We start from the raw sequence: 23,266 nt of genomic DNA, 5'->3' as shown, positions 1-23,266 counted from the left end.
TCTGCACGAACCGACCGTTCAGTATTACCTTCGCGTTCGACGGACCGAACGGCACCGAATGCTGAATACAGGGGACACATGCCAAAACCGTCGGCCCATTCCGGTCGACCCATTCCACGGAGCCGAATAGCGCACGACATACAGGCCCGACTCCGAACACCTTCCTGAACTCTCGATGAACATGACGAGTACTTGACGGCCCGTCGAAATCGACCACGAAGAAAGCCGACGCCGCTTTCAAGGCCGGACGGCAGCCGCCCGACTGAGGGCGGGTCATTCGACTACTTCTTCGTCCTTCTCACCCGGTCGCCTTGTCGACAGTCGCGGCATGCCAGTCGTGCAGGACGATGTCCGCGGCGACGTGCCGGCCGATCGCCTCGGCTGCGAAGCCGTTCCAGGTCCGCGTCGAACTGTTTGACCTCCTGGCACGCGCAGCCCGACCGGTCCGAACGAGCCGGGCCGCCGTCTTGGCAGGCCGCCGGTCGGGCCGGACTCGCCAAGCGGCGCGCCACCTGATCGCCGTCGCGCCGACCCGGCACTGCGGGTTACCCACACCCGACCAGTGCCCCGTGACGTACGACATCGAGCCCGGCTCGCTTCGGTGGGCGCTTCGCGGCTGCTGTCGACCGGGGCCGAAGGTCCGAGCCCCGTTCCGTCCGGGACCTGTCAGCCCGAACGCACCAGCCGGAGCGCCGTGGAGCGGTGGACGATCTAGGCTGGAAGCAACCGCTGGAAACCAGCCCTGACGGGCACGGACGTCCGGACGGAGGCATGGCGCGTGGAGATGGCCGGCAGGCAGGACGCCCCCACTGCCGTTGCCGTGGTGGGCCCCGACGGCGTGGTGAGCGGCTGGAGCGAGGGGGCCCGGCTGCTGCTGGGCTGGACGGCGCAGGACACCGTCGGCCGCCCCGTGACCGACCTGCTGGCCGATCCGCCGCCACCCGGCTTCGCCGAGGGCTACGGCGCCGGCCCCGACCCCACCGGCATCATCCACCTGCGCCACCGGGACGGCTCCACGCTGGACGCCGTGGTGGCGGCTCACCCGCTGTTCGGTACCGACGGCCGCGCGCTGGGTCACGTGGTGACCGCCCAGCGCTGGGGACGCCGCCCGGTGATCGCCGACCGGGCCTTCGAGCAGAGCCCCTTCGCTCTGGGCGTCTACGACCCCGATCTGCGGTTCCTGTGGATCAACGCCTCCTCGGCCCGGGTGATCGCCCACACCGAGGATCAGGTGCTCGGCAGGAAGTACCGCGAGGTGCTCCCCGAATTCGACCGCACGCTGTTTCCCGAAAGGGACGACAAGCCCTACACCGACGCGCTCGCCCAAGTGGCGAGGACGGGCGAGCCCATGCGTCTCATCACCGTCTTCCAGCCGCGCGGCAGCAACTACGCCAACGCCTGGGCCACCAGCATCTGGCCCGTCCGGGATGCCGAGGGCAGGGTCCGCGCGATCGCCAACTGGGGATTCGACATGAGCGCCGAGTACTGGGCTCGGCAACGCCTGCTTCTCCTCAACAAGGCGAGCGCAGGCATCGGCCGGACACTCGACGTGATCGGCACCGCCCAGGAACTGGCCGAGATCCCCGTGCCGGGATTCGCCGACCTCGTCACCGTGGATCTCTTCGACGAGGTGCTGCGCGGGGAGGAGCCGCCCTCCGTGTCCGCGTCCGGTCCCGGCGGGACAATCGTGCTCAGCCGTGCCGCCCGGCACAGCGCGAACGAGGACACCGACCCCGCTCCCGGACCCACGACGCCGGTCGGCCACACCCCCGGTTCTGCCGCCGCCCGCTGCATGGCCACGGGCAGGTCCACGGCCGAGCTCGCCGCCGAGCCCGGCGAGGGCGGCGAATGGGCCTTCGGGCCCGGGCTCGCCGCCGACCCGGCCCACTGGCCGCCGGACAACCCGGTGATCAACGAGTCCATTGCCGCGGAGGGGCTGACCGGCCGGATCACCGTGCCCCTCCGGGCCCGCGGCGCGCTGCTCGGCGTCGTCGCCTTCTCCCGCCTCGACCGGCCCGAGGCCTTCACCGCCGACGACCTGATCCTGGCCGAAGAGCTGACGGCCAAGGCAGCCGTCGCCATCGACAACGCCCGCCGGTACGCACGTGAGCGCACGACCGCGCTGACCCTGCAGCGCAGCCTGCTGCCGCAGGGGCTGCCCAAACAGGAGGCGGTCGAGGTGGCGTCCCGCTATCTGCCCGCCGGGACCGGCGCGGAAGTGAGCGGTGACTGGTTCGACGTCATTCCGCTGTCCGGAGCCCGGGTCGCCCTGGTCGTCGGAGATGTCGTCGGCCACGGACTGCACGCCTCGGCCAGCATGGGCCGGCTGCGTACGGCGGTCCGCACCCTCGCCGACGTGGACCTGCCGCCGGACGAGCTGCTGACCCACCTGGACGACCTGGTCCTGCACATCGCCAGCGACCTCCAGGCCACCGGCGACTTCCAGCCGACGGGCGAGTCGGGGTCCACCTGCCTGTACACGGTCTACGACCCCGTCTCCCGCCGCCTCACGCTGGCCAGCGCCGGCCATCCCCTGCCGCTGATCACCTCCCCGGACGGCACCAGGGCCCCGGTACCCGCACATCCGGGACCACCGCTAGGCATCGGTGGGCTGCCGTTCGAGGCCACCGAGCTGGAGCTGCCCGAGGGCAGCCTGCTGACCCTCTACACCGACGGACTGCTGGAAAGCCGCGAGCGCGACGTCGACGAAGGGATCGCCGAGCTGCATCGGGTCGTGAACCGCTCGACCACCTCGCTGGAGGCCCTGTGCGACACGGTGATCGACGCCATGCTCCCCGAACGCCGTACAGACGACGCTGCCCTTCTCCTCGCTCGCACTCGCGCGCTGGATCCCCGCCACGTCGCCGGCTGGGACATCGAGCCCGACACCGCCCAGGTGCCGCGCGTCAGGAAGTTCGCCGTCGACCAGGTGGACGCCTGGGGCCTGGAGGAGGCCGCCTTCGTCACCGAACTGGTGGTCAGCGAGCTGGTCACCAACGCCATCAGATACGGCGAGCCACCGATCAAGCTGCGGCTGATTCGCGATACCTCCCTGATCTGCGAGGTCTCCGACGCCAGCAACACGTCTCCGCACCTGCGCCGGGCCCGCGCCTTCGACGAGGGCGGCCGAGGCCTGTTGCTCGTCGCCCAGCTCACCCAGGGCTGGGGCACCCGGCACACGACCAACGGCAAGACCATCTGGTGCGCACAGCCCCTCCCAGAGGCCGGGCCGCACTGAGACGGCATCTCAGGCAGCAGTTCCAGCGCCGGGTCAAGGGCCGGAGCCGTCCTCCGTCTTCTCGAAGAAGAACTCGTGCTTGAGGAAGGAGACGTCGTACTCGCGACCGGGCTGCGGCGGCAGCAGTTGGGAGGCCTGGAACAGACGCCACCCGTCGTGCAGTGCGGCAAGCCCGGTGGCGTAGGGCGGCTCGTCGCTGTCACCGGTCGTCGGACGGGTCCGGCCGGTCCCGTCGTATCGGGACCAGCCCACCACGTGGGAGTCGAGCGCCGACGTCGCGAGATAGAGAACCAGAACCTGCTGCCTCATGCGTGACTCCTCCTCAGGGTCGGCCGGTTGCTGACGCGCGTGACCCAGTACTCGACGTCGAACGAGTCGTCACCGGTCAGGGCCCGCCACAGCAGGACCCGGTTGTAGATCTCCAGTCGGGCCGTGGCCTGCTCGTACCAGGGGAAGTACGTGTTGAGTTCGGCGGTCACCGCAGGATCGTGCAGGTCGGAGCAGTCCCACAGACGCACCTGCGGCACGGTCGGGTTGAGGCGGAGCTTGTACATGTAACGGCGGCCCGCCGTGTCGTTGCGGCGGCCACCGTGCCAGATGCCGTGATGGACGAGAACGACCGTGCCTGCCGGGCAGGTGAGACGGGTCTGTCCCTTGAGGTTCTGGACGCGGCCGACGTCCGTCTCGTTGATCCTGCGCAGATGGCTTCCTGGCACGCTGAGGGTGCCGCCCATCTCTGCGGTCACCTCGTGCGGGTAGTACATGAGCTGGATGTCGAACGCGTCCGGCCGCACATCGATGATCGCGTCCCCGTGGAGCGGCTGCGCCTGCCCCTCGTGCGGCTCGCGCACATGAACCGCATGGTGGTCGACGGTGGGCTCGGGGCCGACCAGGCTCTCCACAGCGCCCGCGACGACCGGCAGGGCGAGCAGTTCGTGGACGAAGGTGTCGGGCGCGAACGCCCCGCCCAGCGGAGTGCCGTACGACACTTCCGGCAGGCCCTCGGTCAAGGCCGCGATGGCCCGTTCATTGATCTCGTGCGGCACCACCCCGTCCAGGCGCAGGAATCCCTGCGCGACGAAGCGCGCCACCTGAACCGATGTCAGGAGTTGCTTACTGGTTGACATGCGACGAACGTACGCGCCCAGTCCGGCTCGGTCGTGGGCTGAAATCGTCCAGTGCTGGTAGTTTTCCATCCTCGTGAAGCACGTGACACTGCGGCTCGACGAGGCGCCCACCGTGGTCAATGCCGGCATCGGGGTTCACGGCGTCTCCACCGCCCACGACGTCTTCCGGCTGCCCGACCTGTGGCAGCTGCACCTCTACAACTACGAGGGTGCGCTGTCCCTCGGGCAGTCGGTCCACCCCATACGCCCCGGCCACGTCAGCCTGGTGCCGCCGAACACCGAGGTGCACTTTCACTACCGGGGCAGGTCGGAGCATTTCTACGTCCATCTGCGGCTGCACGACGGCGGAACGTCTCGGGTGGTGCCGGTGATGCAGGACGCCGCGGCCGAGAGCACCCGCCTGGCAGATCTGCTGCGACACGCCGTCACGGCCATGCCGACCTCTCCTCCGCGAGCCACTGCCGAGGTCTGGACGGCTCTGTGGCGCATCGCCGAGTTGCCGAGGGGCGAGGGAGCCGGGCGCCGCCACCCCTTCGTGGCCGCCGCACAGGCCTATGTCGAGGAACATCTGGCCGGACCGCTGTCCGTACCGGACGTCGCTCACGCGGTCGGAATCTCCCACACACACCTGACGCGCGTGTTCCGTGGCGAAACCGGCCTCACGGTCGTGTCGTACATCCGGCACCGGCGCCTTCAACGCGCCCGCCACCTCCTGTTGTCGTCCACCCTTTCCATCACCGCCATCGCCGCGGCCGTGGGCATCGCCGACCTCCAGGCCTTCAACAAGGCCTGCCGCCGTGAACTCGGCGCCAGCCCACGTGACGTACGTGCGCACGCCCCAGCGGGGCTGGATCGCCCGGAGCGGGCGCCGACCGGCTCGTAGGCGCCCGCAGCCCACCGCATCAGGGATGCCACCGGGGTGATGCCGGTCAGCCGACCGGGGTGAACGTCCACAGCAGGTTGGTGCTCTGCTGCCACGTCCACTGCTTGGTCACGGCCCCTTGGGCGACCAAGCCACCGCCGTCGAGGACCAGTCCCGTGCTGCGGTTGGCGATCGAGTACCGGCCCTGGCCGCGGTGGGTGATCTGCCACTGCTGGGTGTTACTGCCGTCCCATGCCTTCTGCCGGGCCGGGTCGCCGTTGCCGGTGGAGCCCCAGCCGTCGGCGACCATGCCGTTGGTGCGGTTGACGAGCCGGTAGTAGCCGTTCCCGAGTTCGACTGCCTGCCACTGGAGATTGGTGCTGTCCACCGCCTCCCACTGCTTCAGGTTCGAGCCGCCGGCCACATTGCCACCGCTGTCCAGCACCAGGTGGTTCGTGACATTGGTCAGGCGGAAGTACTTGTCGGGCCTGAATGTGACCTTCAGTGATCTGATCACGTCGTTGTTGCCGGTCACCCGAAGGTCGGCGGTGTTCGAGGTGAACGTCCAGGCGGTGCCGGTGAAGTCGTCGCCGGAGTAGCCCGTCACCTGGCAGCCGTCGGGTACCAGGACGGACGATGCCGTCGCGGGCGCCAGGCCGGCGGCGGACAGCTGGGAGGACGTGTAGCTGCCCAACGGCAGGACGGCGCGGGCACCCTCGTAGTCGACGTCCGAGGTCACCACCGCGGAAACGCTCACGGGCAGGCCCTGGACCTCGACGCACACCACCGGGACGTCGGCGTTCGGCGCGGTGGCCGGCACGGTGACGTTGATCTGGTCGGTGACGGTGTACGGGAGCGAGACCGAGGGGTTGTTCAGCAGATGGACGCGGCTGATGGTGTTGTCGATCACCGGGATCCGCAGCTGGCCGTTCGTGGGCCAGGTGAAGACGTGGGCGAAGAGCTTGCCGTCCTTCTTGGTGACCTTCCCCCAGGAGGGTTCGGTGGCGAACGGACTGCCGCTGGTGCCGTGAATGCTGTCGCTGTACGTCGACATCCATGAGGCCAGGCCGTTCAGGACGGTCTGGGATCCGGCGGTGACCGAGCCGTCACCCTTGGGGCCGATGTTCAACAGGAGGTTGCCGTCACGGGAGACCACCGTGACGAGTTCCTGGAGGATGTCCTTGACGGACCGGTAGGAGTTCTCACTCCCCGCGTTGTAACCCCAGGCGCCGTTCATGGTGGCGCACCGCTCCCACGGCCGGCTCATCGGCGCGGAGGGGACCCCGAACTCCGCGACCGCGTAGTCACCGAGACCGTGGTCCCGCTTGACCCGTTCGTTGACGATGAGGCCGGGCTTGCGGGCGATCAGCCAGTTGTAGAGATCGACGCCGTCCGCTTCCAGCCACCAGTCCTCCAGGGTGGGGCTGGAAGGCTCGCCGAACCAGTCGCCGTCGAACCACAGCAGCGCCGGGTCGTAGCGGTCCAGCAGTTCCTGGAGCTGAGCCTTCAAATCGGCGATGTAGGCGGTGCGGGCGGCCTGCGAGGACATCGTGGTGAGACCGCTTTGGTGACGGTCGGTCTGGGAGGGGTGGTTCCAGTCGAGTATCGAGTAGTACAGGCAGAACTTGATGCCACGGCTCTCGCACTCCCTCTTGAGGTCCAGGAGGAGGTCGGTCTGGACGCCGTTGTAGTCGTGCAGGTTGTACTGCCTCGTGCCGGTGGTGTCGGTGAAGCCCGCGACGTCGGAGTCCCACATCGCGAAGCCCTCGTGGTGCTTGGAGGTGATCACGAGGTACTTCATGCCGGCGTTCTTGGCCAGTTCCGCGATGGTGGCGGCGTTGAACTGGGTCGGGTTGAACTCCTTGGTGACCTGGCTCTGGTAGTCCGCCTTGCTCCACCGCTGGCTGTCGAAAGCCCACTCCCCCTGGCCGAGCTGCGAGTAGGACCCGAAGTGGATGAACATGCCGAACCTGGCCTGGTACCACCAGTCCATCTTCGAGGGGACGGCGTACGCCTCGGCGGTGGAGGGCCACAGGACCTGCGGCAGCCCGAAGACCGCCACTCCCCCGGCAAGGGCGGCGGCCTTCATCAGGGAACGTCTGCTGAGGGAGGCAGAGGACATGGTGCGGCTCCATGGGTCGAGGGGGGATGACAGGGCGAGCGGAACGCCGACAGGGGCGGTCGGCTCCGCGGAGCTCACAAAGAGACATCGGATGGATTTATAAGAGACGTGGGATGGCGGCGTCCATAGCTAGGGCGAGATTGACTCAAAGAGGGAAACACACAGGGTTTTTGGGCAACCCGTAGAGACGTGACGCCCCACTCACCCAACGAGCGAAGGACAATACATAGGATCTATCGGACGACCAGGCCGGTCAGCTCATGCTCGGGCGGCAGCGGTTCGCGAGGTGCCGCGCGCGGCCCTTGACGGACCGGGAAGCTGCTGCGACTACCGCTGCTGCGCCGCCGGCACCGGACGCCACACCCCGTCGGTCAAGCCACGGTATGGCCGAATTTCGGCCACGACTTACTCAGCGACGACACATGAACACCTCAGGAAAGGCAAAGGAACGTCCCTGATTCAACCGCCACCTTGTTGTCGTGGCCCCGACATCCATACGGTCTGCGCGATCACGGTGCACACCCCGCATCGAGGTCGTACCGCGCACCCCCCACAGCCCTTCCCGGTTCACCCACTATGTGAAGGACGTACGTTGCGCAGAACCGTTTCCCTCACCGCCGTGGCCACGCTCGCCACGGCCGCCCTCGCCTTGGCCGCCCCGCTCGGCCAGGCAGCCCAGGCCACCACCTCCCCGTCCCACGGTGTCACCGTCGCGCACGCCTGCGCGACCCTGACGGAGAAGGGCGAGATGGCCTGCAACGCCCTTCAGGTCACCGCGGGCACCCCGAAGTCGGCACACGCCGAGAGTGACCTGACCGCCGCCGCCGCGCCCTCCGGCTACGGCCCCGCCTCGCTGCAGTCGGCGTACAACCTGCCCTCCGCGAGCGGGGGTTCGGGTCAGACGGTGGCGATCGTCGACGCCTACGACGACCCCAACGCCGAGTCGGACCTCGCCACCTACCGCTCCCAGTACGGCCTGTCCGCCTGCACCACCGCCAACGGCTGCTTCAAGAAGGTCGACCAGAACGGCGGCACCGGCTACCCGCGCGGCGACTCCGGCTGGGCCGAGGAGATATCCCTCGACCTCGACATGGTCAGCGCGGCCTGTCCGAACTGCAAGATCCTTCTGGTGGAGGCCAGTTCGGCGTCCATGACCAACCTCGGTACGGCCGTCAACACCGCCGTGCGGCTGGGAGCCAAGTTCGTCTCCAACAGCTACGGCGGCTCCGAGTCCTCCAGCGACGCGACGTACGACTCCAGCTACTTCAACCACCCGGGTGTCGCCATCACCGTGTCCTCCGGAGACAACGGCTACGGCGTGGAGTACCCGGCCGCGTCCAAGTACGTGACGGCGGTGGGCGGTACGTCCCTGAAGACCGCGTCGAACTCCCGCGGCTGGACCGACACGGTGTGGAGCGGTGCGGGCTCGGGCTGCTCCGCTTACGACGCCAAGCCCAGCTGGCAGAAGGACACCGGCTGCACCAACCGCACGGTGGCGGACGTGTCCGCGGTCGCCGATCCGAACACCGGTGTCGCGGTCTACGACAGCTACCGCTCGGCCACCGGCTGGATGGTCTTCGGCGGCACCAGCGCCTCCTCCCCGCTGATCGCAGCGACCTACGCACTGGGCGGCGCCCCGTCCGCCGGCTCGTACCCCGCATCCTTCCCGTACGCGCACACCTCTTCGCTGTACGACGTCACCAGCGGCTCGAACGGCAGCTGCGGCGGCTCCTACCTCTGCACCGGCACCACCGGGTACGACGGCCCGTCCGGGCTCGGCGTCCCGAACGGGACGGCCGCGTTCACCGGCTGAACCTCCGTACGGCGTAAACCGGTCGGAGTCGGCCGCGACGCCGGCTCCGACCGCGGGTACATCGGCCTTCGCGGAATTGTCGGCTCCCGGAAAGGGTGTTCAGATCCTGCGTCACCGCATGATCTGAACACCCTCTGCTCATCCGATGGAGAACTGGCTACGGAGTGATACTCAGGCCGCTGAAGCCGGCCGTACCCGAGAGTTTGTTGTCATGGGAGGTGTGGAAGACGCCCACGTCCTCGGTCGCCTTGGCCCCGGACAGGTTCACCGCCGACCCGACCCGGGTGAAGGTGGTCCCGTCGGTGGAGTAGTAACCACTGACCTGGCTGCCCGTGCGGGTGAGCCGCAACCACACCGGTGCCGTAATGCCCGTGGTCTGCGCCTCGGAGTCGAGGTATCCGTCGCCGTCGGAGTCGTACCCGAGAACGACTCCGTTGCCCGGTGTCACGGCCATGACCGCGTACCCCGCTGAACTGCCGGCACCGCCGATGCTGTTACGCACCATGATCCCCGCTTTTGCCCACGGGTTGGTGTTGTCCAACTGGTTCACCTTGGTGGTCACGGTGGTGCCGTTGGTGAACGCTTGGCTCTGGTAGATGGCCCCGTACTGGTCGTCGTGCTGTCCGCCGGCACCCCAGACGTCGGCCCCGGTGCCGGTGATCGAGAGCTGGCTCTGGTGCTGGTCGAGGAGGGCCGGGATGTTCGCGTATCCGGCGAACGGGGGTGTGGTGATGCTCAGGCTGCCGAAGGTGGCCGTGCCCGGGACGTTGCCGTCGTGTGAGGTGTGGAAGACGCCCACGTCCTCGGTCGCCTTGGCCCCGGACAGGTTCACCGCCGAGCCGACCCGGGTGAAGGTGCTGCCGTCGGTGGAGTAGTACCCGCTGAGCTGGCTGCCCGTGCGGGTGAGCCGCAACCACACCGGTGCCTTGATGCCCGTGGTCTGCGCGTTGGTGTCGAGGTATCCGTCGCCGTTGGAGTCGTACCCGAGAACGACTCCAATGCCCGGCGCGTCACTGGGGGTGGTGCGCGTCTGCCCGGTAGCCGCCGACGACGATGCCGCCCGCTGCAATCTGGTTGAAGAGCGAGCCGGCGACGGTGATGTCGCCGGCTCCCAGCCCGACGCCTGAGTCGTTCGCGTTGGCGTCCTCGCCGATGCCGAGGCCGTACTGGCCGGGGCCGATTTCCGTCAGATCGCCGCCGGGGGAAGGGATGTTCGAGATGCCGTACCGCTTCGGCCCGTAGGACGTTACCGTTCAGTAGACAAAGACGTCCCGGAGAGGTGTTCCGTATGACGCTCGACCGTGCCGCAGGCCTGGCGGAGTCCGTCCGAGCTCTCGCCGAGGGGGAAGCCACCTCCCGGGCACTCGTCGAGCAGGCCCTCGCGCGGATCGAGGCGACGCAGCCCTCCCTGAACGCCTTCCGGATCGTGCGCACCGAGGCCGCCCTCGCCGAGGCCGATGCGGCGGACCGGCAATGGGCCGCCGGGGTGCGCAAACCGCTGCTCGGCGTGCCCGTCGCCGTCAAGGACGACATGGACGTGGCCGGCGAGCCGACCGCCTTCGGCTGCGACGGGGAGTTCCCGCCGGTCGCCGAGGACGGTGAGGCCGTACGGCGGTTGCGCGCGGCCGGAGCCGTGATCGTCGGCAAGACCAACACCTGCGAGTTCGGGCAGTGGCCGTTCACCGAGGGGCCCGCCTTCGGTGCGACCCGCAATCCGTGGCATCCGGAGCACACTCCCGGCGGTTCGTCCGGGGGGTCGGCCGCCGCCGTCGCCGCCGGTCTGGTGCCCGCCGCGCTCGGCTCCGACGGTGCCGGGTCCGTGCGCATCCCGGCCTCCTGGACCCATCTCGTCGGCATCAAGCCGCAGCGCGGCCGCATCTCCACCTGGCCGCGCGGCGAGTCCTTCCAGGGCATCACCGTCAACGGCACCCTCGCCCGCACGGTCGCGGACGCAGCCCTGCTGCTCGACGCCGCGAGCGGCAACCACGAGCGCGATCCGCACCGGCCGGCGGCCATCAACGCCCTGGAGGCGGCGAGCCGCGAGCCCGGGCGGCTGCGCATCGCGCTCTCCCTCAAGCCACCGTTCACCGCCGTGCCCGCCCGCCTCCAGCCGGAGGTCCGCGCCCAGGTGCTCCAACTGGCCGAGCAGCTCAGCGCGTTGGGGCATGTCGTGGAGGAGGCCGACCCGCCCTACGGCCAGATCGGGCTCACCTTCGTCCCCCGCGCCACCGCCGGCATCGCAGAGCGCGTGGCCGAGACGCCGTTCCCCGCCCTCCTGGACCGGCGCACCCGCGAGGCCGCCAGGCTCGGCCGGCTGCTCGGCGGCGTACCGCTGAAGGCGGCGCGGCGTGCGGAAGCGGTGCTGCAGCGCCGTGTCGGCACGTTCTTCGAGTCGTACGACGTCGTCCTCGCGCCCACGACCGCCGCTCCCCCGCCGCGCATCGGCGCGCTGCTGTCGCTGAGCGGTTTCGCCACCGACCGGGCGATGATCGCCGCCTGTCCGTATGCCTGGCCGTGGAACGTGCTGGGCTGGCCCGGGGTCAACGTGCCCGCCGGGTTCGTGAGCGGCGGGCTGCCCGTGGGGGCGCAGCTGCTCGGGCCGGCCGACAGCGAGCCCCTGCTGATCTCGCTCGCCGCGCAGTTGGAGGCGGAGCTGCGCTGGTACGAGGCGTGGCCGCCCCAGCGGGCCGTCACGGACTCCCCGGCTGCGTAGGCGGGTTCGGCCCGTACCCTGTGACCATGGACGATGCGTCGATGGTCGGGCTCATGGGGCGGGTCACCGGTACGGTCGGGCCCGGGCTCGTCGGCGAGGTGATCGTCCGGGTGCGGGGCGGGGCCGAGCACTTCCTCGCGTACGCCGCCACCGGGAGCGACCGGATCGAGCGAGGGACGGTCGTGATGGTGGTCGAGTACCTGCCGCCCAGGACCGTCTACGTCACCGCCGCGTACGACAGTTGAGCATACTCCATCCCAGGTGAGAGCCTTGGCAAGGGGTGGGCGTCAAGAAAACGACAAGGATTCGTAGGCGTCTTCTCACCGGCCTCGCGCAGGAGCACACTCCCTTCGTTCGGTGCCGAAAGGGCACCATGCAAAGGGGGCGTATGCCGATGGTTGTCGGCGTCGTTGCGGGAGTGGTGGTTGCCTCCATTCTCGTTCTGATCGGTCTGTTCAAGCTCATGTGGCGCGTCGCCGAGCCCAACGAGGCGCTCGTCATCTCCGGCTCGAAGCACAAGACGGAGGGGCTCGGGGAGGGCATGGGATTCCGCATCGTCACCGGCCGCGGCACTCTGGTGCTGCCCGGAGTGCAGGCGGTGCGCAAGCTCTCGCTCGACCTGAACGAGACCGAACTGCATGTGGACTGCGTGACCCACCAGGGCATTCCGCTCAAGGTGCGGGGCGTGGTCATCTTCAAGGTGGGCGACGACTACGTGTCGATCGCGAACGCGTCCCGCCGCTTCCTCGACCAGCAGAAGCTGATGGCCGAGCGGGTGCACAACGTGTTCGCCGGTCATCTGCGCTCCATCGTCGGCGGGTTGACCGTCGAGGACATGATCCGCGACCGGGAGAAGCTCACCGCGCAGACCCGGGCCGCCTGCGGCACGGAGATGGAGAAGCTGGGGCTCATCGTGGACTCCCTGCAGATCCATGAGATCGAGGACCCGACGGGGTACATCCAGAACCTGGCCGCACCGCATGCCTCCGCCGTCCAGCGGGACGCGCGGATCGCGCAGGCGGAGTCGAACCGGCTGGCCACCGAGGCCGAGCAGCAGTCGTTCGCGCGGATGGCGGAGGCCACCCGGGACAGCGAGATCCTGCAGGCCGGCTACCAGGCCGAGCGGGACAAGGCCGCCGCGCAGGCACGGCAGGCGGGTCCGCTCGCCGATGCCGCGGCCCGGCAGGAGGTCGTCGTCCAGGAGACCCGGGTCGCCGAACTCGAGGCGCACCGGCGGGAGCAGCAGCTCCAGGCGGACGTCCGCAAGCCCGCGGACGCCACGGCCTACGAGAAGCGCACGCTGGCCGAGGCCGAGCGCGACGCGCGGATCTCGGCGGCACAGGCCAAGGCGAAGGAGACCGAGCTGGCGGCCGCCGCCGAGGCGACCCGGGTCAAGACGGCCGCGAGCGCCGAGGCCGAGGCGACCAAGGCACGCGGTGCCGCGGCCGCCACGGCGACCAGGGCAACCGGTGAGGCCGAGGCCGCCGCCGCGCAGGCCAAGGGTCTGGCGGACGCCGAGGCGACCAAGGCCAAGGGTCTCGCCGAGGCGGAGGCCATCAAGGCGAGGGCCGCGGCCCTCGCCGAGAACCAGGAGGCGGTCGTCGCCCAGCAACTCGCCGAGAACTGGCCGGAGATCGTCAAGGCGGGCGCGTCCGCGTTCGGCAGTGTCGACAACATGGTGGTGCTCAACGGCGCGGACGGCATGGCCGACATGCTCGCCAAGGCGCTCACCATGGGCGGCACCGGCCTCGGCCTGGCCCGCCAGCTGCTGGCCTCGATGAACCAGAACGGGCAGAGCCCGCACGGCACTGCGCCGTCCCTGAACGGGATAGCGGCACCGCCGTCGCAGAAGGTACCGGTGGAGAAGGAGGGATAGCCGCACCGGCGCAGGTACGACAGCAGCCCCCGGGGGCCCTCGGTTTCGAGGGCCCCCGGCCTGCTGAGCCGTCCCACCCCTCTAAGGTGCCTGCGTGACTGCGTTTACCGATGAGAACGTCCCGGGCCGCTTCGGCCCCACCGCCACCACCGAGGCCGACCCGCGCCAGGTCGGCAGGGTGCGCACCGAGTACTCCCCCGCGCACGACGGCGACCCCGACCCCGGCGAGATCGTGTGGACCTGGGTGCCCTTCGAGGAGAACGACGGCCGCGGCAAGGACCGCCCGGTGCTCGTCGTCGCCCGCGAGAGCGCCGGCACTTTGCTCGCCGTGCAGCTGTCCAGCAAGCGGCACGACGACGACCGGGAGTGGGTGGCGATCGGCAGCGGGCCCTGGGACCGGTCGGGGCGCGACTCCTGGATCGACGTGGACCGGGTGCTGCGACTTTACGAGGACGGCATGCGCCGCGAGGCCTGCGCCCTGGACCGCGGCCGGTTCAACCTGGTGCGGCAGCGGCTGGCGGAGCGTTACGGCTGGAGCTGAACGCCAGGCCCCGGCCCGACCGGCCGGGGCCTCGCGCATGTCATGCCGGTTCGGGCTGGGGCTCCAGTTGCCGTGCCGGAGCTGCCGTCGGTTCCCACGCCCTGGTGGTCCGTACGTAGTCGTGGATCACCGAGATCATCGCCAGCAGGAGCAGCGGCCCGAACAGCCACGCGTGCTTGGCCATGTCCATCGGCAGGTAGCGGTACGACAGCAACAGCGCGGCGAAGACCGTTGCGCCGTGGGCGACCAGCTGGATCCCCGACCGGTCCCAGCCGCGGGCGTGGGCGCGCAGAGCTGCCTCGATGGTGAGCGTGAACACCGCGCCTGCGATGAGGTCCGCGCCGTAGTGGTAGCCGAAACCCAGGGTGGCGCAGAGGGTCGCGATCAGCCAGAACGTGCCGGCGAAGCGCAGAGCCCGTGGGCCCTTCCGGGAATGAATGAAGATCGCGGTGGCCCATGCCGTGTGCAGGCTGGGCATGCAGTTACGGGGCGTGAAAGCGTCGAACGGCATCGGATGCGGGGTGTTGAGCGGCGGCGTCGTCCCCGGCCACAGGTCGGCCACCGCCCAGTGCACGGTGGGCAGTGCGTCCGGCCCCAGGTCGGGCGAGGGCCACTGGTCGGTGCCGGTGCCGTAGGCGAAGATCGGCCCGACCACCGGGAAGATCATGTAGATGGCCGGTCCGAGGAGGCCGATCACCAAGAACGTGCGCACCAGATGGTGGCCGGGGAAGCGGCGCTCGGCGGCCACATTGCGCAGTTGGTACAGCGTCACGACGACGGCGGCCACCGCGAGCTGGCCGTAGACGAGGTCGAGCAGATGGAAGCCGACCGGTCCGGTGGCTTTGACGACCCGGCCCATCAGCCACGACGGATTGCCCAGCGCGTGATCGGCGGTTGCCACGTACTGGTCGAGCACCATCGTGCGCGTCTTCGACGTGATGAGCAGCCAGGTGTCACCGGTCTTGCGGCCGGCCACCAGCAGCAGGGCCAGCCCGACCCCCTTCAGCAGCAGAAGACGTTCCTGGCCGGTGCGGCGTGTGACAGCGATGACGGCGCAGCCCAGAATCACCCACAACGCGCCGTTGCCGAACGGATGATGGCCCTCGGTCACCTTGACGTCGCACGCCCAGCGCACCACCACGAAGACGATGTCGATGCCGATCGCTGTGCCCGCCGCGATGAACCGTTGCCGCCGGGTGAGCACCACCATCATCAAACCCATGCTGGCGTACAGCAGGAAGCCCGATTTCGGGGGCAGTACCACCTCTTGCACCTGGGTCGTGAGTGGCCCCGGCAGGCCGTAGTGGCGCGCGGCGACCTCCAACGCGAGGAGGAATCCGAGCACCACTACACCCGCCGCGGTCCACAGCAGCGTCCGCGGGCGCCGCCAGGTGGCGAAGGAAGAACCGGATCTCATTCGCGGGAACAACCGCGATTCTCTGGGTATCAATTGGCTGGCCGATTTTTTAGATGTTGGTTAGTCAGGTCGCTATTCGTGCTGGATGGCAAAGGTTTTTCGGTCGAGGGCGGACTATGGCGGCGATCGTCGTGGGCTCGAACATGCTATCGGGGCGGCGCAAGGGGGTTTCGCTGGTCGCGGGCGGTCTCTCGACGCCCGCACCGAGTGAGAAGACCCGTTCGACCCGAAGAAGGTTCCCTCACCCGGCAGTCAGCAGACCGATTCCCAGGGCGATCAGGGCCACGACCTTGGCGGCTTCGAGGGCGACGTAGTACAGGTGGTCCCGCGAGCGGGGCAGGTCCTCGCCCGCCAGGACCCGGTCGGATCTGCGGTTGAGTCGCGGGCGTACCGCGAGCAGTTGCACGAGGAGCAGGACCGCCGCGGCGGCCACCGGCCCCACGACCCGCCCTGGCGGATCGCCCGCCGCGACGGCGGCCACGACCACGACGGCGAGCACGGCCTCGGTGAGGTTCAGCGCCCGGAAGACCAGCCGGCCGATCCCCAGCCCGATGGGAATGGTCACGCCAGGCGCGCGGAACTTCAGCGGTGCTTCCAGGAAGGAGATCGCCAGCACCATGCCGAGCCAGACGAAGGTGATCGCGGCCGCCACTGCGGCCCACGTCGGGTACATCAAGGATGCCTCTCTGCTGTCTGCTGCGGTGCGGGCGCCAGGTGGGCCAGGCACGCATCGGGTTCGGCGAACGGCTCCAGATCGGTCGCGGTCAACGGAGCGCGCAGCTCGGCCAATGCACCCTGCATCAGCGCCAGATGCAGCGGGCAGACCAACTGGCCGTACTCCTCGGCGAGTTCGAGGAACGGACAGTGCCGCAGCCGGATCCGCGAGGGGGCCGTGCCGCCTTCCGGGTCCGGGGCGAAGCCGAGACCGTCCAGCAGCTCGACGAGCCGGCCCGCCGACTCCTCGGGGGTGGGCCGCCGGGACGGAGGTGGCGGCTCGACCAGGGAACGGCCCCAGGCCCGGCCGGCCTCCATCGCGGTGGAACGCGCGTCGGGCCCCGTGGCGGCGATCCGGCCGAGCAGCATCTGCGCAAGCAGCCGATAGCTGCGGGTTCCGCCACGGTCCATGCCCGGCCTCGGGACGTAGACGGTGCGCGGCCGCCCGGGCCCGGAGGGCTCCAGAACGCGCCGCTCCACGAGCCCCTCGCCCGCCAGCGCCTCCAGATGGAAGCGGACGGTGTTGGCATGGACGCCGATGCGCTCGGCCGTCTCCGCGACGCCGAGCGGGGCCGCGGCCGTGCGCAGCACGTCGAGGACCTCACGACGGCGCGCACTTCTGTGCGCCCCTGACATGCCCCTCACTCCCCTCCCACCTGCGACCATTTTCTCCAAATAATACTTGTAATAATTGGTGGGCAAGCGGCAGGGCCGGCGAGTGCGGACAGATGGAGGGGAGCCGATGAGCAAGGCCGAGAGGCAGGTCGGCCGGGAGGCGGAGGCGGCGGCGCCGCGCATCCTGGGCAACGCCGACTCCTTGAGCGCCACGGCTTCGAGCGATACCGCGGTGCTGTGGAAGCTCGCCGAGAGCGAACGCCAACTCGACGCCAACGTGGTCCGTTTGACTCCGGGCCGCCATATCGCGCCGCACGCGGAGCCCGACCTGGACGTACTGGTGCTCGTCGTCGCAGGCGACGGCGTCCTCGGCGCCGGCCCGCAGGACGAGCCGCAGACCCTGACCACCGGCGCCCTGCTCTGGCTCCCCCACGGCTCCACCCGAAGCATCACCGCGGGGGACGACGGCCTCGCCTATCTGACGGTCCACCGCCGCCGTCCCGGCCTGCAGATCGGCCAGGCTCCCTGAGACCGCCACCGGACGGAGGCCTGCGGGAGACTGTCAGCCCTGTGCAAAAGCAACGAGAAGCAAAGTACTGGAGGCGGGAACTCCGACCGTCTTTCATCCGTCTTCCTGTGTGAGTCCCCCGCAGCATCCCCCGTCTGCGGGGGACTCACCGACTCGACTGCGGCTGCGCCACCGGAAACGCCCGTGCGAATGCGCCTCGGACCGTATGGCCCGTCGTGCGGTCCAGGATCCCGAACGTCACCCGCTCGAAGGTGCGGGCGAATCGGCCGTCGGGGCCGAGCAGCGCCCGGAAGGCGCCCGCCACCTGCGCCGGGTCGTTCTGGAAGACCCCGCACCCCCATGCGCCCAGCACCAAGCGCCGGTAGCCGTGGACAGCGGCCGTCTCCAGCACCCGCTCGGCGCGGACGGCCAGGGCCTGTGGCAGTTCACCGGCGCGCTGCGGCGCCGTACGCCTGATCACTTCCGCGTTCGGGGCGGCGGCGGTCAGGAAGCCTGCCGTGTACGGCTCGTCCAGCAGGCGGCCGCGATCGTCGCGGAAGACGGGCACCGCCGGGGAGTGGATGACCCGGTCGGTGTAGAACGGGTCGCGGTGGTTGCGGTGGTGCTCGTAGAACTCCGGGGTCCGCAGCAGGCACGTGTACAGCGCGGAGGCGCGGCACAGGGCCTCTTCCTGGGCCTGGGCGCCGTTGAGGAAACCGCCTCCCGGGTTGCGGGCCGAGGCGAAGTTCAGCACCGCCACCTGCCCGCCGAGCCGGCGCGCTGCCTCCAGGCTGCTCTCGCCGGTGACCTCGAAGAGCGTGTCGGCAGTGGCGGTCGGTGACACCTGCACGGGGTCCGGCCCGTGCATGCGCGTACCGGCCCGCGCCGCCTCCACCGCCGCCGCAAGGGACACCTCGCGCCCGTCGGACGCCTGATACGCGCCCGCCGCCACGATCTGTTGCGTCTGCTGCGCGACGCCGCGCAGGCGCGCGCTCATGGCGCCACCCCCGTGTGCGCCATGCTCGCGCGCCGTGCGCGCTCCCCCATCGTGCTCATGGACCGATCGTGGGCGATCCTGGACATGCGGTGCAACAGAGTTTCCGCGTCCGCGAACGCCCAGGAAAGCCATAGGAAACGCCCGGAACGAGGAGATTACCGAGCCGGAACATGCCGATACGCACCCTTGTGCGATGCGGCGGGAGGGTCTTGGGTGGGACGAGTGCTGCCGTCCGGGCACCTGACGGGCCGGGTCGGCGACACGGTCGAATCTCAGGAGGTTCCAGACATGTCAGATACGCCGAGCGCCGCTCCGGCGAGCGACTGTACGGAGCCCCGCACCGCCCTCACCCCACCCGAGGTGGAGGCACTGGTCCGGGGCATCTGTTTCAAGACCGGCCCGCCCCGCACTGTCGGGGTCGAAGTGGAATGGCTGGTCCACGAGCTGCGCACACCGCAACTCCCCGTCACACCCGAACGACTCGAAGCGGCCTACGCCGCACTGCGGACCGTGCCCCTGAGGTCGGCGCTCACCATTGAGCCCGGCGGCCAGCTGGAGCTGAGCTCGCCGCCCGCCACCTCCCTGATGGAGTGCATCGGTACCGTCTCCGCCGACCTCGACGCCGTCCGCTCGGTCCTCGCCGGGCAGGATCTCGGCCTCGTCGGCATCGGACACGACCCCTGGCATCCGCCCCGCCGCTTCCTGCACGAGCGGCGCTACGACGCCATGGAGACCTGCCTGGACCGCACCGGCCCGGCCGGGCGCCGCATGATGTGCACCTCGGCCTCCGTCCAGGTCTGCCTGGACGCCGGACACGAGGAGCCCGGCCCCCTCGGCCACGGCCGCCGCTGGTGGCTGGCGCACCAGCTGGGCGCGGTCCTGGTGGCCGCCTTCGCCAACTCCCCGCTGGCCCGGCGTGAACCCACCGGCTGGCGCTCCACCCGGCAGCTGCTGTGGCTGGAGATCGGTCCCGACCGCGCGGGCGCGCCCCCGCTGGACGGGGATCCCCGCCGGACCTGGGCCCGGCACGTCATGGACGCGCCGGTGATGTGCATACGGGGGGACGAAGGGCCCTGGGACGTTCCGGAGGGGCTGACCTTCCGGGAGTGGGCCAGGTCCGGGGCGCCGCGGCCGCCCACCCGCGAGGACCTCGACTACCACATCACGACGCTGTTCCCTCCGGTCAGACCGCGTGGCTTCCTCGAACTGCGCATGATCGACGCCCAGCCCGGCGAGGACGGGTGGATCGTCCCGCTCGCCGTGACGAAGGCGCTCTTCGACGACCCGGAGGCCGCCGAGACCGCGTACCGCACCGTGAAGCCCTTGGCCGAACGGGCGCTGACGCTGCCGGCGCCGCACAATCCGCTGTGGATCGACGCGGCCCGAGTCGGCCTGGCCGACTCCGAGCTGCAGGAGGCGGCCGCCACCTGCTTCGCGGCGGCGCTCGAGGCCCTGCCCAGGCTCGGCGCCACCACCCGGGTCACGGACGCCGTGTCGGCGTATCTGGACCGCTATGTCAGCCAGGGCCGCAGCCCCGCAGACGACCTGCTGGACCGGGTGCGCGGCACCGACCGGCGCCCGCACGGGAAGGACCTCCGCACATCATGACCGACCCCGCCCTCGACGAACCCTCGATCGACGCAGAGACCCTGCGCGAGCGGGCCCTGACCACCCTGACCACCGCCCGCGACCGCACCACGCTCCTGACCAGCTGTGTCGAGGAGCCCGACCTGACCGCGCAGCACTCGCCGCTGATGTCGCCACTGGTGTGGGACCTGGCCCACATCGGCAACCAGGAGGAGCTGTGGCTGCTGCGGGCGGTCGCCGGCCGGGAGGCGATGCGCCCCGAGATCGACGGCCTCTACGACGCCTTCGAGCACCCGCGCTCCGAACGGCCCTCGCTGCCGCTGCTGCCGCCGGCGGAGGCCCGCACCTATGCGGCCGAGGTGCGCGGGCGGGTGATGGACCTGCTGGAGAGCGCCGACTTCCACGGCACCCGGCTCACGGAGGCGGGCTTCGCCTTCGGGATGATCGCGCAACACGAACAGCAGCACGACGAGACGATGCTGATCACCCATCAGCTCCGCAAGGGTCCGCAGGCCCTGACCGCCCCGGACCCGCAACCCGTGCCGCTGTTCACCGGCCCTGCCGAAGTCCTCGTGCCGGGCGGCCCGTTCACCATGGGCACCTCCACCGAGCCGTGGGCGCTGGACAACGAACGCCCCGCGCACCGGCGCGAGGTGGCGCCCTTCTACATCGACACCACCCCGGTGACGAACGCCGCGTACCAGGCGTTCATCGACGACGGCGGCTACGACAACGAGCGCTGGTGGACGGCGCCGGGCTGGGCGCACATCCGCGAGCACTCGATCAACGCCCCGCTGTTCTGGCGCCGTGACGGCAGGCAGTGGCTGCGGCGCCGCTTCGGCATCACCGAGGTGGTACCGCCGGACGAGCCGGTGCTGCACGTGTGCTGGTACGAGGCCGACGCCTACGCCCGCTGGGCCGGACGGCGGCTGCCCGCCGAGGCCGAATGGGAGAAGGCCGCCCGCCACGACCCCGCGAGCGGCCGCTCGACGCGCTACCCGTGGGGTGACGCCGACCCGGCACCCGAGCACGCCAACCTCGGCCAACGGCATCTGCGCCCGGCCCCCGCCGGCAGCTACCCCGCGGGCGAATCCCCGCTCGGGGTACGCCAGTTGATCGGCGACGTGTGGGAGTGGACGTCGAGCGACCTCGCGCCGTACCCCGGCTTCGAGGCCTTCCCGTACAAGGAGTACTCGGAGGTGTTCTTCGGGCCCGAGTACAAGGTGCTGCGCGGCGGTTCGTTCGCCGTGGACCCGGTGGCCTGCCGGGGGACGTTCCGCAACTGGGACTACCCGATCCGGCGACAGATCTTCTCCGGGTTCCGCACCGCCCGCTCCGCGGGAGACGTCTGATGTGCCGCCACCTGGCCTACCTGGGTCCCGAGGAGCCACTCGGCAGCGTCCTCGTGGAGCCCGCGCACAGCCTCTACCGCCAGTCGTGGGCGCCCCGGCGACAGCAGTACGGGACGGTCAACGCGGATGGTTTCGGGGTGGGTTGGTACGCCGGTAGCGACCCGGTGCCGGCCCGCTACCGCCGGGCCGGGCCCATCTGGGCCGACCTGTCCTTCGCCGACCTGGCCCGCGTCGTACGCTCGCGGGCGGTCCTGGCCGCCGTACGGGATGCGACCCTGGCGGGCGCCGACGCGGAGGCCGCGGCGGCGCCGTATGCGGCCGGGCCCTGGCTGTTCAGCCACAACGGTGCGGTGCAGGGGTGGCCGGAATCACTGGCGCCCCTGGTGGCGAGCCTGCCCGCGGTCGACGTGCTGTCGATGGAGGCCCGCAACGACTCGGCGCTCGTGTGGGCGCTGGCCCTGGCGCGGCTGCGGGCCGGGGACGACGAAGGGCAGGCGCTGGCCGACACGGTCGTGGAGGTCGCCGAGGCGGCGCCCGGCTCCCGGCTCAACCTGCTGCTCACCAACGGCGAAACCATCACCGCGACCACCTGGGGCGACACCCTCTGGTATCTGTCCCGGCCCGGCCGCAGCACCGTCGTGGCCTCCGAGCCCTACGACGACGACCCGCACTGGCAGGAGGTCCCCGACCGCACCCTGCTCGCGGCGAGCCGCACCGACGTGCTGCTCACCCCCCTCAAGGAGCCGAGCGACGCCTCGGCCCCCGCACTGCCGAAGGAGCCCCGTACGTGAGTCCGTTCCTTCTCACCCGCACCCTGCCCGAGGACGCCACGGACGCCGCCCTGCGCGCCGACGTCCTGCAGGGCCTCACCGGCACACCCAAGACGCTGCCGCCGAAGTGGTTCTACGACGCCCACGGCAGCGAGCTGTTCGAGCAGATCACCGAGCTGCCCGAGTACTACCCCACGCGCGCCGAGCGGGAGATCCTCATCGCCCGCTCCGCCGAGATCGCGGCAGCGACACACGCCCGCACCCTGATCGAACTCGGCTCCGGGTCGTCGGAGAAGACGCGCTATCTGCTGGACGCGCTGACCGACCTGCACACCTACGTGCCCGTCGACGTCAGCGAGAGCGCGCTCACCCAGGCCGGGCAGGCGCTCGTCGCCGAGCGTCCCGGCCTCCAGGTCCATGCGCTGATCGCCGACTTCACGGCAAGCGTGACGCTGCCGGACACGCCGGGCCCCCGGCTGATCGCCTTCCTCGGCGGCACGATCGGCAACCTGCTGCCGGTCGAACGGGCCGCCTTCCTCACCTCGATCCGCTCCCTCCTCTCCCCCGGTGACGCGCTGCTGCTCGGCACTGACCTGGTCAAGGACGAGAAGGTGCTGGTCCGGGCGTACGACGACGCGGCCGGTGTGACGGCGGCGTTCAACAAGAACGTCCTGACGGTCGTCAACCGCGAGCTGGGCGCCGACTTCGACCCCGGCGCCTTCGACCACGTCGCCCTGTGGGACACCGCCAACGAGTGGATCGAGATGCGCCTGCGCTCACGCACCGCGCAGTCGGTGAAGATCCCCGCACTCGACCTCGCCGTCGACTTCGACGCCGGCGAGGAGCTGCGCACCGAGGTGTCGGCGAAGTTCCGCAAGGAGGGCGTACGGACCGAACTGTCCTCGGCGGGGCTGGAGTTGGCCCATTGGTGGACGGACGAGGAGGGCCGCTTCGCGCTGTCGCTGAGCGTCGCGCGCTGACCTCCGCACCCTGGGCCCCCCCCCCCGGGAACGC

At 70.3% G+C, this 23,266-nt stretch carries 20 protein-coding genes; 12 read left to right on the top strand and 8 right to left on the bottom strand.

Going from position 1 to position 23,266, the window contains the following annotated elements:
* Positions 1 to 784: 784 nt before the first annotated feature.
* On the top strand, positions 785 to 3,238 hold the full coding sequence (locus AB0N07_RS40345; protein ID WP_365844057.1) for a SpoIIE family protein phosphatase: 2,454 nt from the start codon (positions 785 to 787) through the stop codon (positions 3,236 to 3,238).
* 33 nt (positions 3,239 to 3,271) lie between these two features.
* On the opposite strand, the gene AB0N07_RS40340 is transcribed toward AB0N07_RS40345, so the two are convergent.
* The gene (locus AB0N07_RS40340; RefSeq protein ID WP_365844055.1) at positions 3,272 to 3,547 is read right to left on the bottom strand and encodes a hypothetical protein; all 276 of its coding nucleotides are present in this window, start codon (positions 3,545 to 3,547) and stop codon (positions 3,272 to 3,274) included.
* Entirely contained in the window at positions 3,544 to 4,365 is an 822-nt protein-coding gene (locus AB0N07_RS40335; protein ID WP_365844053.1) for a phytanoyl-CoA dioxygenase family protein, read from the bottom strand. Before AB0N07_RS40335 ends, AB0N07_RS40340 begins: the two co-directional genes overlap by 4 nt.
* 73 nt (positions 4,366 to 4,438) lie before the next feature.
* Here AB0N07_RS40335 and AB0N07_RS40330 point away from each other — a divergent pair, with 73 nt between their 5' ends.
* Complete coding sequence (locus tag AB0N07_RS40330) at positions 4,439 to 5,248, top strand: AraC family transcriptional regulator (RefSeq protein WP_365844051.1); 810 nt, start codon at positions 4,439 to 4,441, stop codon at positions 5,246 to 5,248.
* Positions 5,249 to 5,294: 46 nt separating this feature from the next.
* On the opposite strand, the gene AB0N07_RS40325 is transcribed toward AB0N07_RS40330, so the two are convergent.
* The gene (locus tag AB0N07_RS40325; RefSeq protein WP_365844049.1) at positions 5,295 to 7,349 is read right to left on the bottom strand and encodes an alpha-L-fucosidase; all 2,055 of its coding nucleotides are present in this window, start codon (positions 7,347 to 7,349) and stop codon (positions 5,295 to 5,297) included.
* A 592-nt stretch (positions 7,350 to 7,941) separates the two neighbouring features.
* Here AB0N07_RS40325 and AB0N07_RS40320 point away from each other — a divergent pair.
* Complete coding sequence (locus AB0N07_RS40320; RefSeq protein ID WP_365844047.1) at positions 7,942 to 9,162, top strand: S53 family peptidase; 1,221 nt, start codon at positions 7,942 to 7,944, stop codon at positions 9,160 to 9,162.
* A 157-nt stretch (positions 9,163 to 9,319) separates the two neighbouring features.
* On the opposite strand, the gene AB0N07_RS40315 is transcribed toward AB0N07_RS40320, so the two are convergent.
* Positions 9,320 to 10,231 (bottom strand): hypothetical protein, encoded by a 912-nt coding sequence (locus tag AB0N07_RS40315; RefSeq protein WP_365844045.1) that lies wholly within the window; start codon positions 10,229 to 10,231, stop codon positions 9,320 to 9,322.
* Positions 10,232 to 10,450: 219 nt separating this feature from the next.
* Here AB0N07_RS40315 and AB0N07_RS40310 point away from each other — a divergent pair, with 219 nt between their 5' ends.
* The 4 genes from AB0N07_RS40310 to AB0N07_RS40295 all read left to right on the top strand — a co-directional run bounded on the left by AB0N07_RS40310 (position 10,451) and on the right by AB0N07_RS40295 (position 14,292).
* Positions 10,451 to 11,875 (top strand): amidase, encoded by a 1,425-nt coding sequence (locus AB0N07_RS40310; RefSeq protein ID WP_365844043.1) that lies wholly within the window; start codon positions 10,451 to 10,453, stop codon positions 11,873 to 11,875.
* Positions 11,876 to 11,901: 26 nt separating this feature from the next.
* On the top strand, positions 11,902 to 12,120 hold the full coding sequence (locus tag AB0N07_RS40305) for a hypothetical protein (RefSeq protein ID WP_365844041.1): 219 nt from the start codon (positions 11,902 to 11,904) through the stop codon (positions 12,118 to 12,120).
* 143 nt (positions 12,121 to 12,263) lie between these two features.
* Positions 12,264 to 13,751 carry an SPFH domain-containing protein gene (locus AB0N07_RS40300; protein WP_365844039.1) on the top strand — a complete coding sequence of 496 codons (1,488 nt, stop codon included), beginning with the start codon at positions 12,264 to 12,266 and terminating at the stop codon, positions 13,749 to 13,751.
* A gap of 94 nt (positions 13,752 to 13,845) precedes the next feature.
* Positions 13,846 to 14,292 (top strand): type II toxin-antitoxin system PemK/MazF family toxin, encoded by a 447-nt coding sequence (locus AB0N07_RS40295; protein ID WP_365844037.1) that lies wholly within the window; start codon positions 13,846 to 13,848, stop codon positions 14,290 to 14,292.
* Between the two features lie 40 nt (positions 14,293 to 14,332).
* Here AB0N07_RS40295 and AB0N07_RS40290 read toward each other — a convergent pair whose 3' ends face one another.
* The 3 genes from AB0N07_RS40290 to AB0N07_RS40280 all read right to left on the bottom strand — a co-directional run bounded on the left by AB0N07_RS40290 (position 14,333) and on the right by AB0N07_RS40280 (position 17,059).
* On the bottom strand, positions 14,333 to 15,709 hold the full coding sequence (locus AB0N07_RS40290; RefSeq protein WP_365844035.1) for a phosphatase PAP2 family protein: 1,377 nt from the start codon (positions 15,707 to 15,709) through the stop codon (positions 14,333 to 14,335).
* 241 nt (positions 15,710 to 15,950) lie between these two features.
* Complete coding sequence (locus AB0N07_RS40285) at positions 15,951 to 16,382, bottom strand: hypothetical protein (protein WP_365844033.1); 432 nt, start codon at positions 16,380 to 16,382, stop codon at positions 15,951 to 15,953.
* Positions 16,382 to 17,059 (bottom strand): helix-turn-helix domain-containing protein, encoded by a 678-nt coding sequence (locus tag AB0N07_RS40280; protein WP_365844031.1) that lies wholly within the window; start codon positions 17,057 to 17,059, stop codon positions 16,382 to 16,384. The genes AB0N07_RS40285 and AB0N07_RS40280 overlap by 1 nt, the downstream gene beginning before the upstream one ends.
* Positions 17,060 to 17,165: 106 nt before the next feature.
* Between AB0N07_RS40280 and AB0N07_RS40275 the strand changes: the two genes are divergently transcribed.
* Positions 17,166 to 17,567: a hypothetical protein gene (locus AB0N07_RS40275; protein ID WP_365844029.1), complete on the top strand. Its 402-nt coding sequence runs from the start codon at positions 17,166 to 17,168 to the stop codon at positions 17,565 to 17,567.
* Between the two features lie 145 nt (positions 17,568 to 17,712).
* Here AB0N07_RS40275 and AB0N07_RS40270 read toward each other — a convergent pair whose 3' ends face one another.
* Positions 17,713 to 18,543, bottom strand: coding sequence for a TIGR02452 family protein (locus AB0N07_RS40270; protein ID WP_365844027.1), 831 nt, complete (start codon positions 18,541 to 18,543; stop codon positions 17,713 to 17,715).
* 288 nt (positions 18,544 to 18,831) lie between these two features.
* Between AB0N07_RS40270 and egtA the strand changes: the two genes are divergently transcribed.
* From egtA to egtD, 4 genes are read left to right on the top strand one after another with little or no spacing between them, the layout of a single operon-like run.
* Complete coding sequence (gene egtA, locus AB0N07_RS40265; protein ID WP_365844025.1) at positions 18,832 to 20,151, top strand: ergothioneine biosynthesis glutamate--cysteine ligase EgtA; 1,320 nt, start codon at positions 18,832 to 18,834, stop codon at positions 20,149 to 20,151.
* The gene (gene egtB / locus AB0N07_RS40260; RefSeq protein WP_365844023.1) at positions 20,148 to 21,482 is read left to right on the top strand and encodes an ergothioneine biosynthesis protein EgtB; all 1,335 of its coding nucleotides are present in this window, start codon (positions 20,148 to 20,150) and stop codon (positions 21,480 to 21,482) included. The genes egtA and egtB overlap by 4 nt, the downstream gene beginning before the upstream one ends.
* Positions 21,482 to 22,273, top strand: coding sequence for an ergothioneine biosynthesis protein EgtC (gene egtC, locus AB0N07_RS40255; RefSeq protein WP_365844021.1), 792 nt, complete (start codon positions 21,482 to 21,484; stop codon positions 22,271 to 22,273). Before egtB ends, egtC begins: the two co-directional genes overlap by 1 nt.
* Positions 22,270 to 23,232 carry an L-histidine N(alpha)-methyltransferase gene (gene egtD / locus AB0N07_RS40250; protein WP_365844019.1) on the top strand — a complete coding sequence of 321 codons (963 nt, stop codon included), beginning with the start codon at positions 22,270 to 22,272 and terminating at the stop codon, positions 23,230 to 23,232. Before egtC ends, egtD begins: the two co-directional genes overlap by 4 nt.
* Positions 23,233 to 23,266 lie beyond the last annotated feature (34 nt).

The sequence above is a fragment of the Streptomyces sp. NPDC051172 genome (assembly GCF_040682555.1).
In the GTDB taxonomy this organism is placed as follows: domain Bacteria; phylum Actinomycetota; class Actinomycetes; order Streptomycetales; family Streptomycetaceae; genus Streptomyces.
This window is presented reverse-complemented; position numbering and strand designations above follow the sequence as displayed.

Coding starts and splice junctions, on each gene's coding strand:
- AB0N07_RS40345 (WP_365844057.1), top strand. CDS start 785: ATGGCCGGCAGGCAGGACGCCCCCACTGCCGTTGCCGTGGTGGGCCCC.
- AB0N07_RS40340 (WP_365844055.1), bottom strand. CDS start 3,547: ATGAGGCAGCAGGTTCTGGTTCTCTATCTCGCGACGTCGGCGCTCGAC.
- AB0N07_RS40335 (WP_365844053.1), bottom strand. CDS start 4,365: ATGTCAACCAGTAAGCAACTCCTGACATCGGTTCAGGTGGCGCGCTTC.
- AB0N07_RS40325 (WP_365844049.1), bottom strand. CDS start 7,349: ATGTCCTCTGCCTCCCTCAGCAGACGTTCCCTGATGAAGGCCGCCGCC.
- AB0N07_RS40310 (WP_365844043.1), top strand. CDS start 10,451: ATGACGCTCGACCGTGCCGCAGGCCTGGCGGAGTCCGTCCGAGCTCTC.
- AB0N07_RS40305 (WP_365844041.1), top strand. CDS start 11,902: ATGGACGATGCGTCGATGGTCGGGCTCATGGGGCGGGTCACCGGTACG.
- AB0N07_RS40300 (WP_365844039.1), top strand. CDS start 12,264: ATGCCGATGGTTGTCGGCGTCGTTGCGGGAGTGGTGGTTGCCTCCATT.
- AB0N07_RS40290 (WP_365844035.1), bottom strand. CDS start 15,709: ATGAGATCCGGTTCTTCCTTCGCCACCTGGCGGCGCCCGCGGACGCTG.
- AB0N07_RS40285 (WP_365844033.1), bottom strand. CDS start 16,382: ATGTACCCGACGTGGGCCGCAGTGGCGGCCGCGATCACCTTCGTCTGG.
- AB0N07_RS40280 (WP_365844031.1), bottom strand. CDS start 17,059: ATGTCAGGGGCGCACAGAAGTGCGCGCCGTCGTGAGGTCCTCGACGTG.
- AB0N07_RS40275 (WP_365844029.1), top strand. CDS start 17,166: ATGAGCAAGGCCGAGAGGCAGGTCGGCCGGGAGGCGGAGGCGGCGGCG.
- AB0N07_RS40270 (WP_365844027.1), bottom strand. CDS start 18,543: ATGAGCGCGCGCCTGCGCGGCGTCGCGCAGCAGACGCAACAGATCGTG.
- egtA (WP_365844025.1), top strand. CDS start 18,832: ATGTCAGATACGCCGAGCGCCGCTCCGGCGAGCGACTGTACGGAGCCC.
- egtB (WP_365844023.1), top strand. CDS start 20,148: ATGACCGACCCCGCCCTCGACGAACCCTCGATCGACGCAGAGACCCTG.
- egtC (WP_365844021.1), top strand. CDS start 21,482: ATGTGCCGCCACCTGGCCTACCTGGGTCCCGAGGAGCCACTCGGCAGC.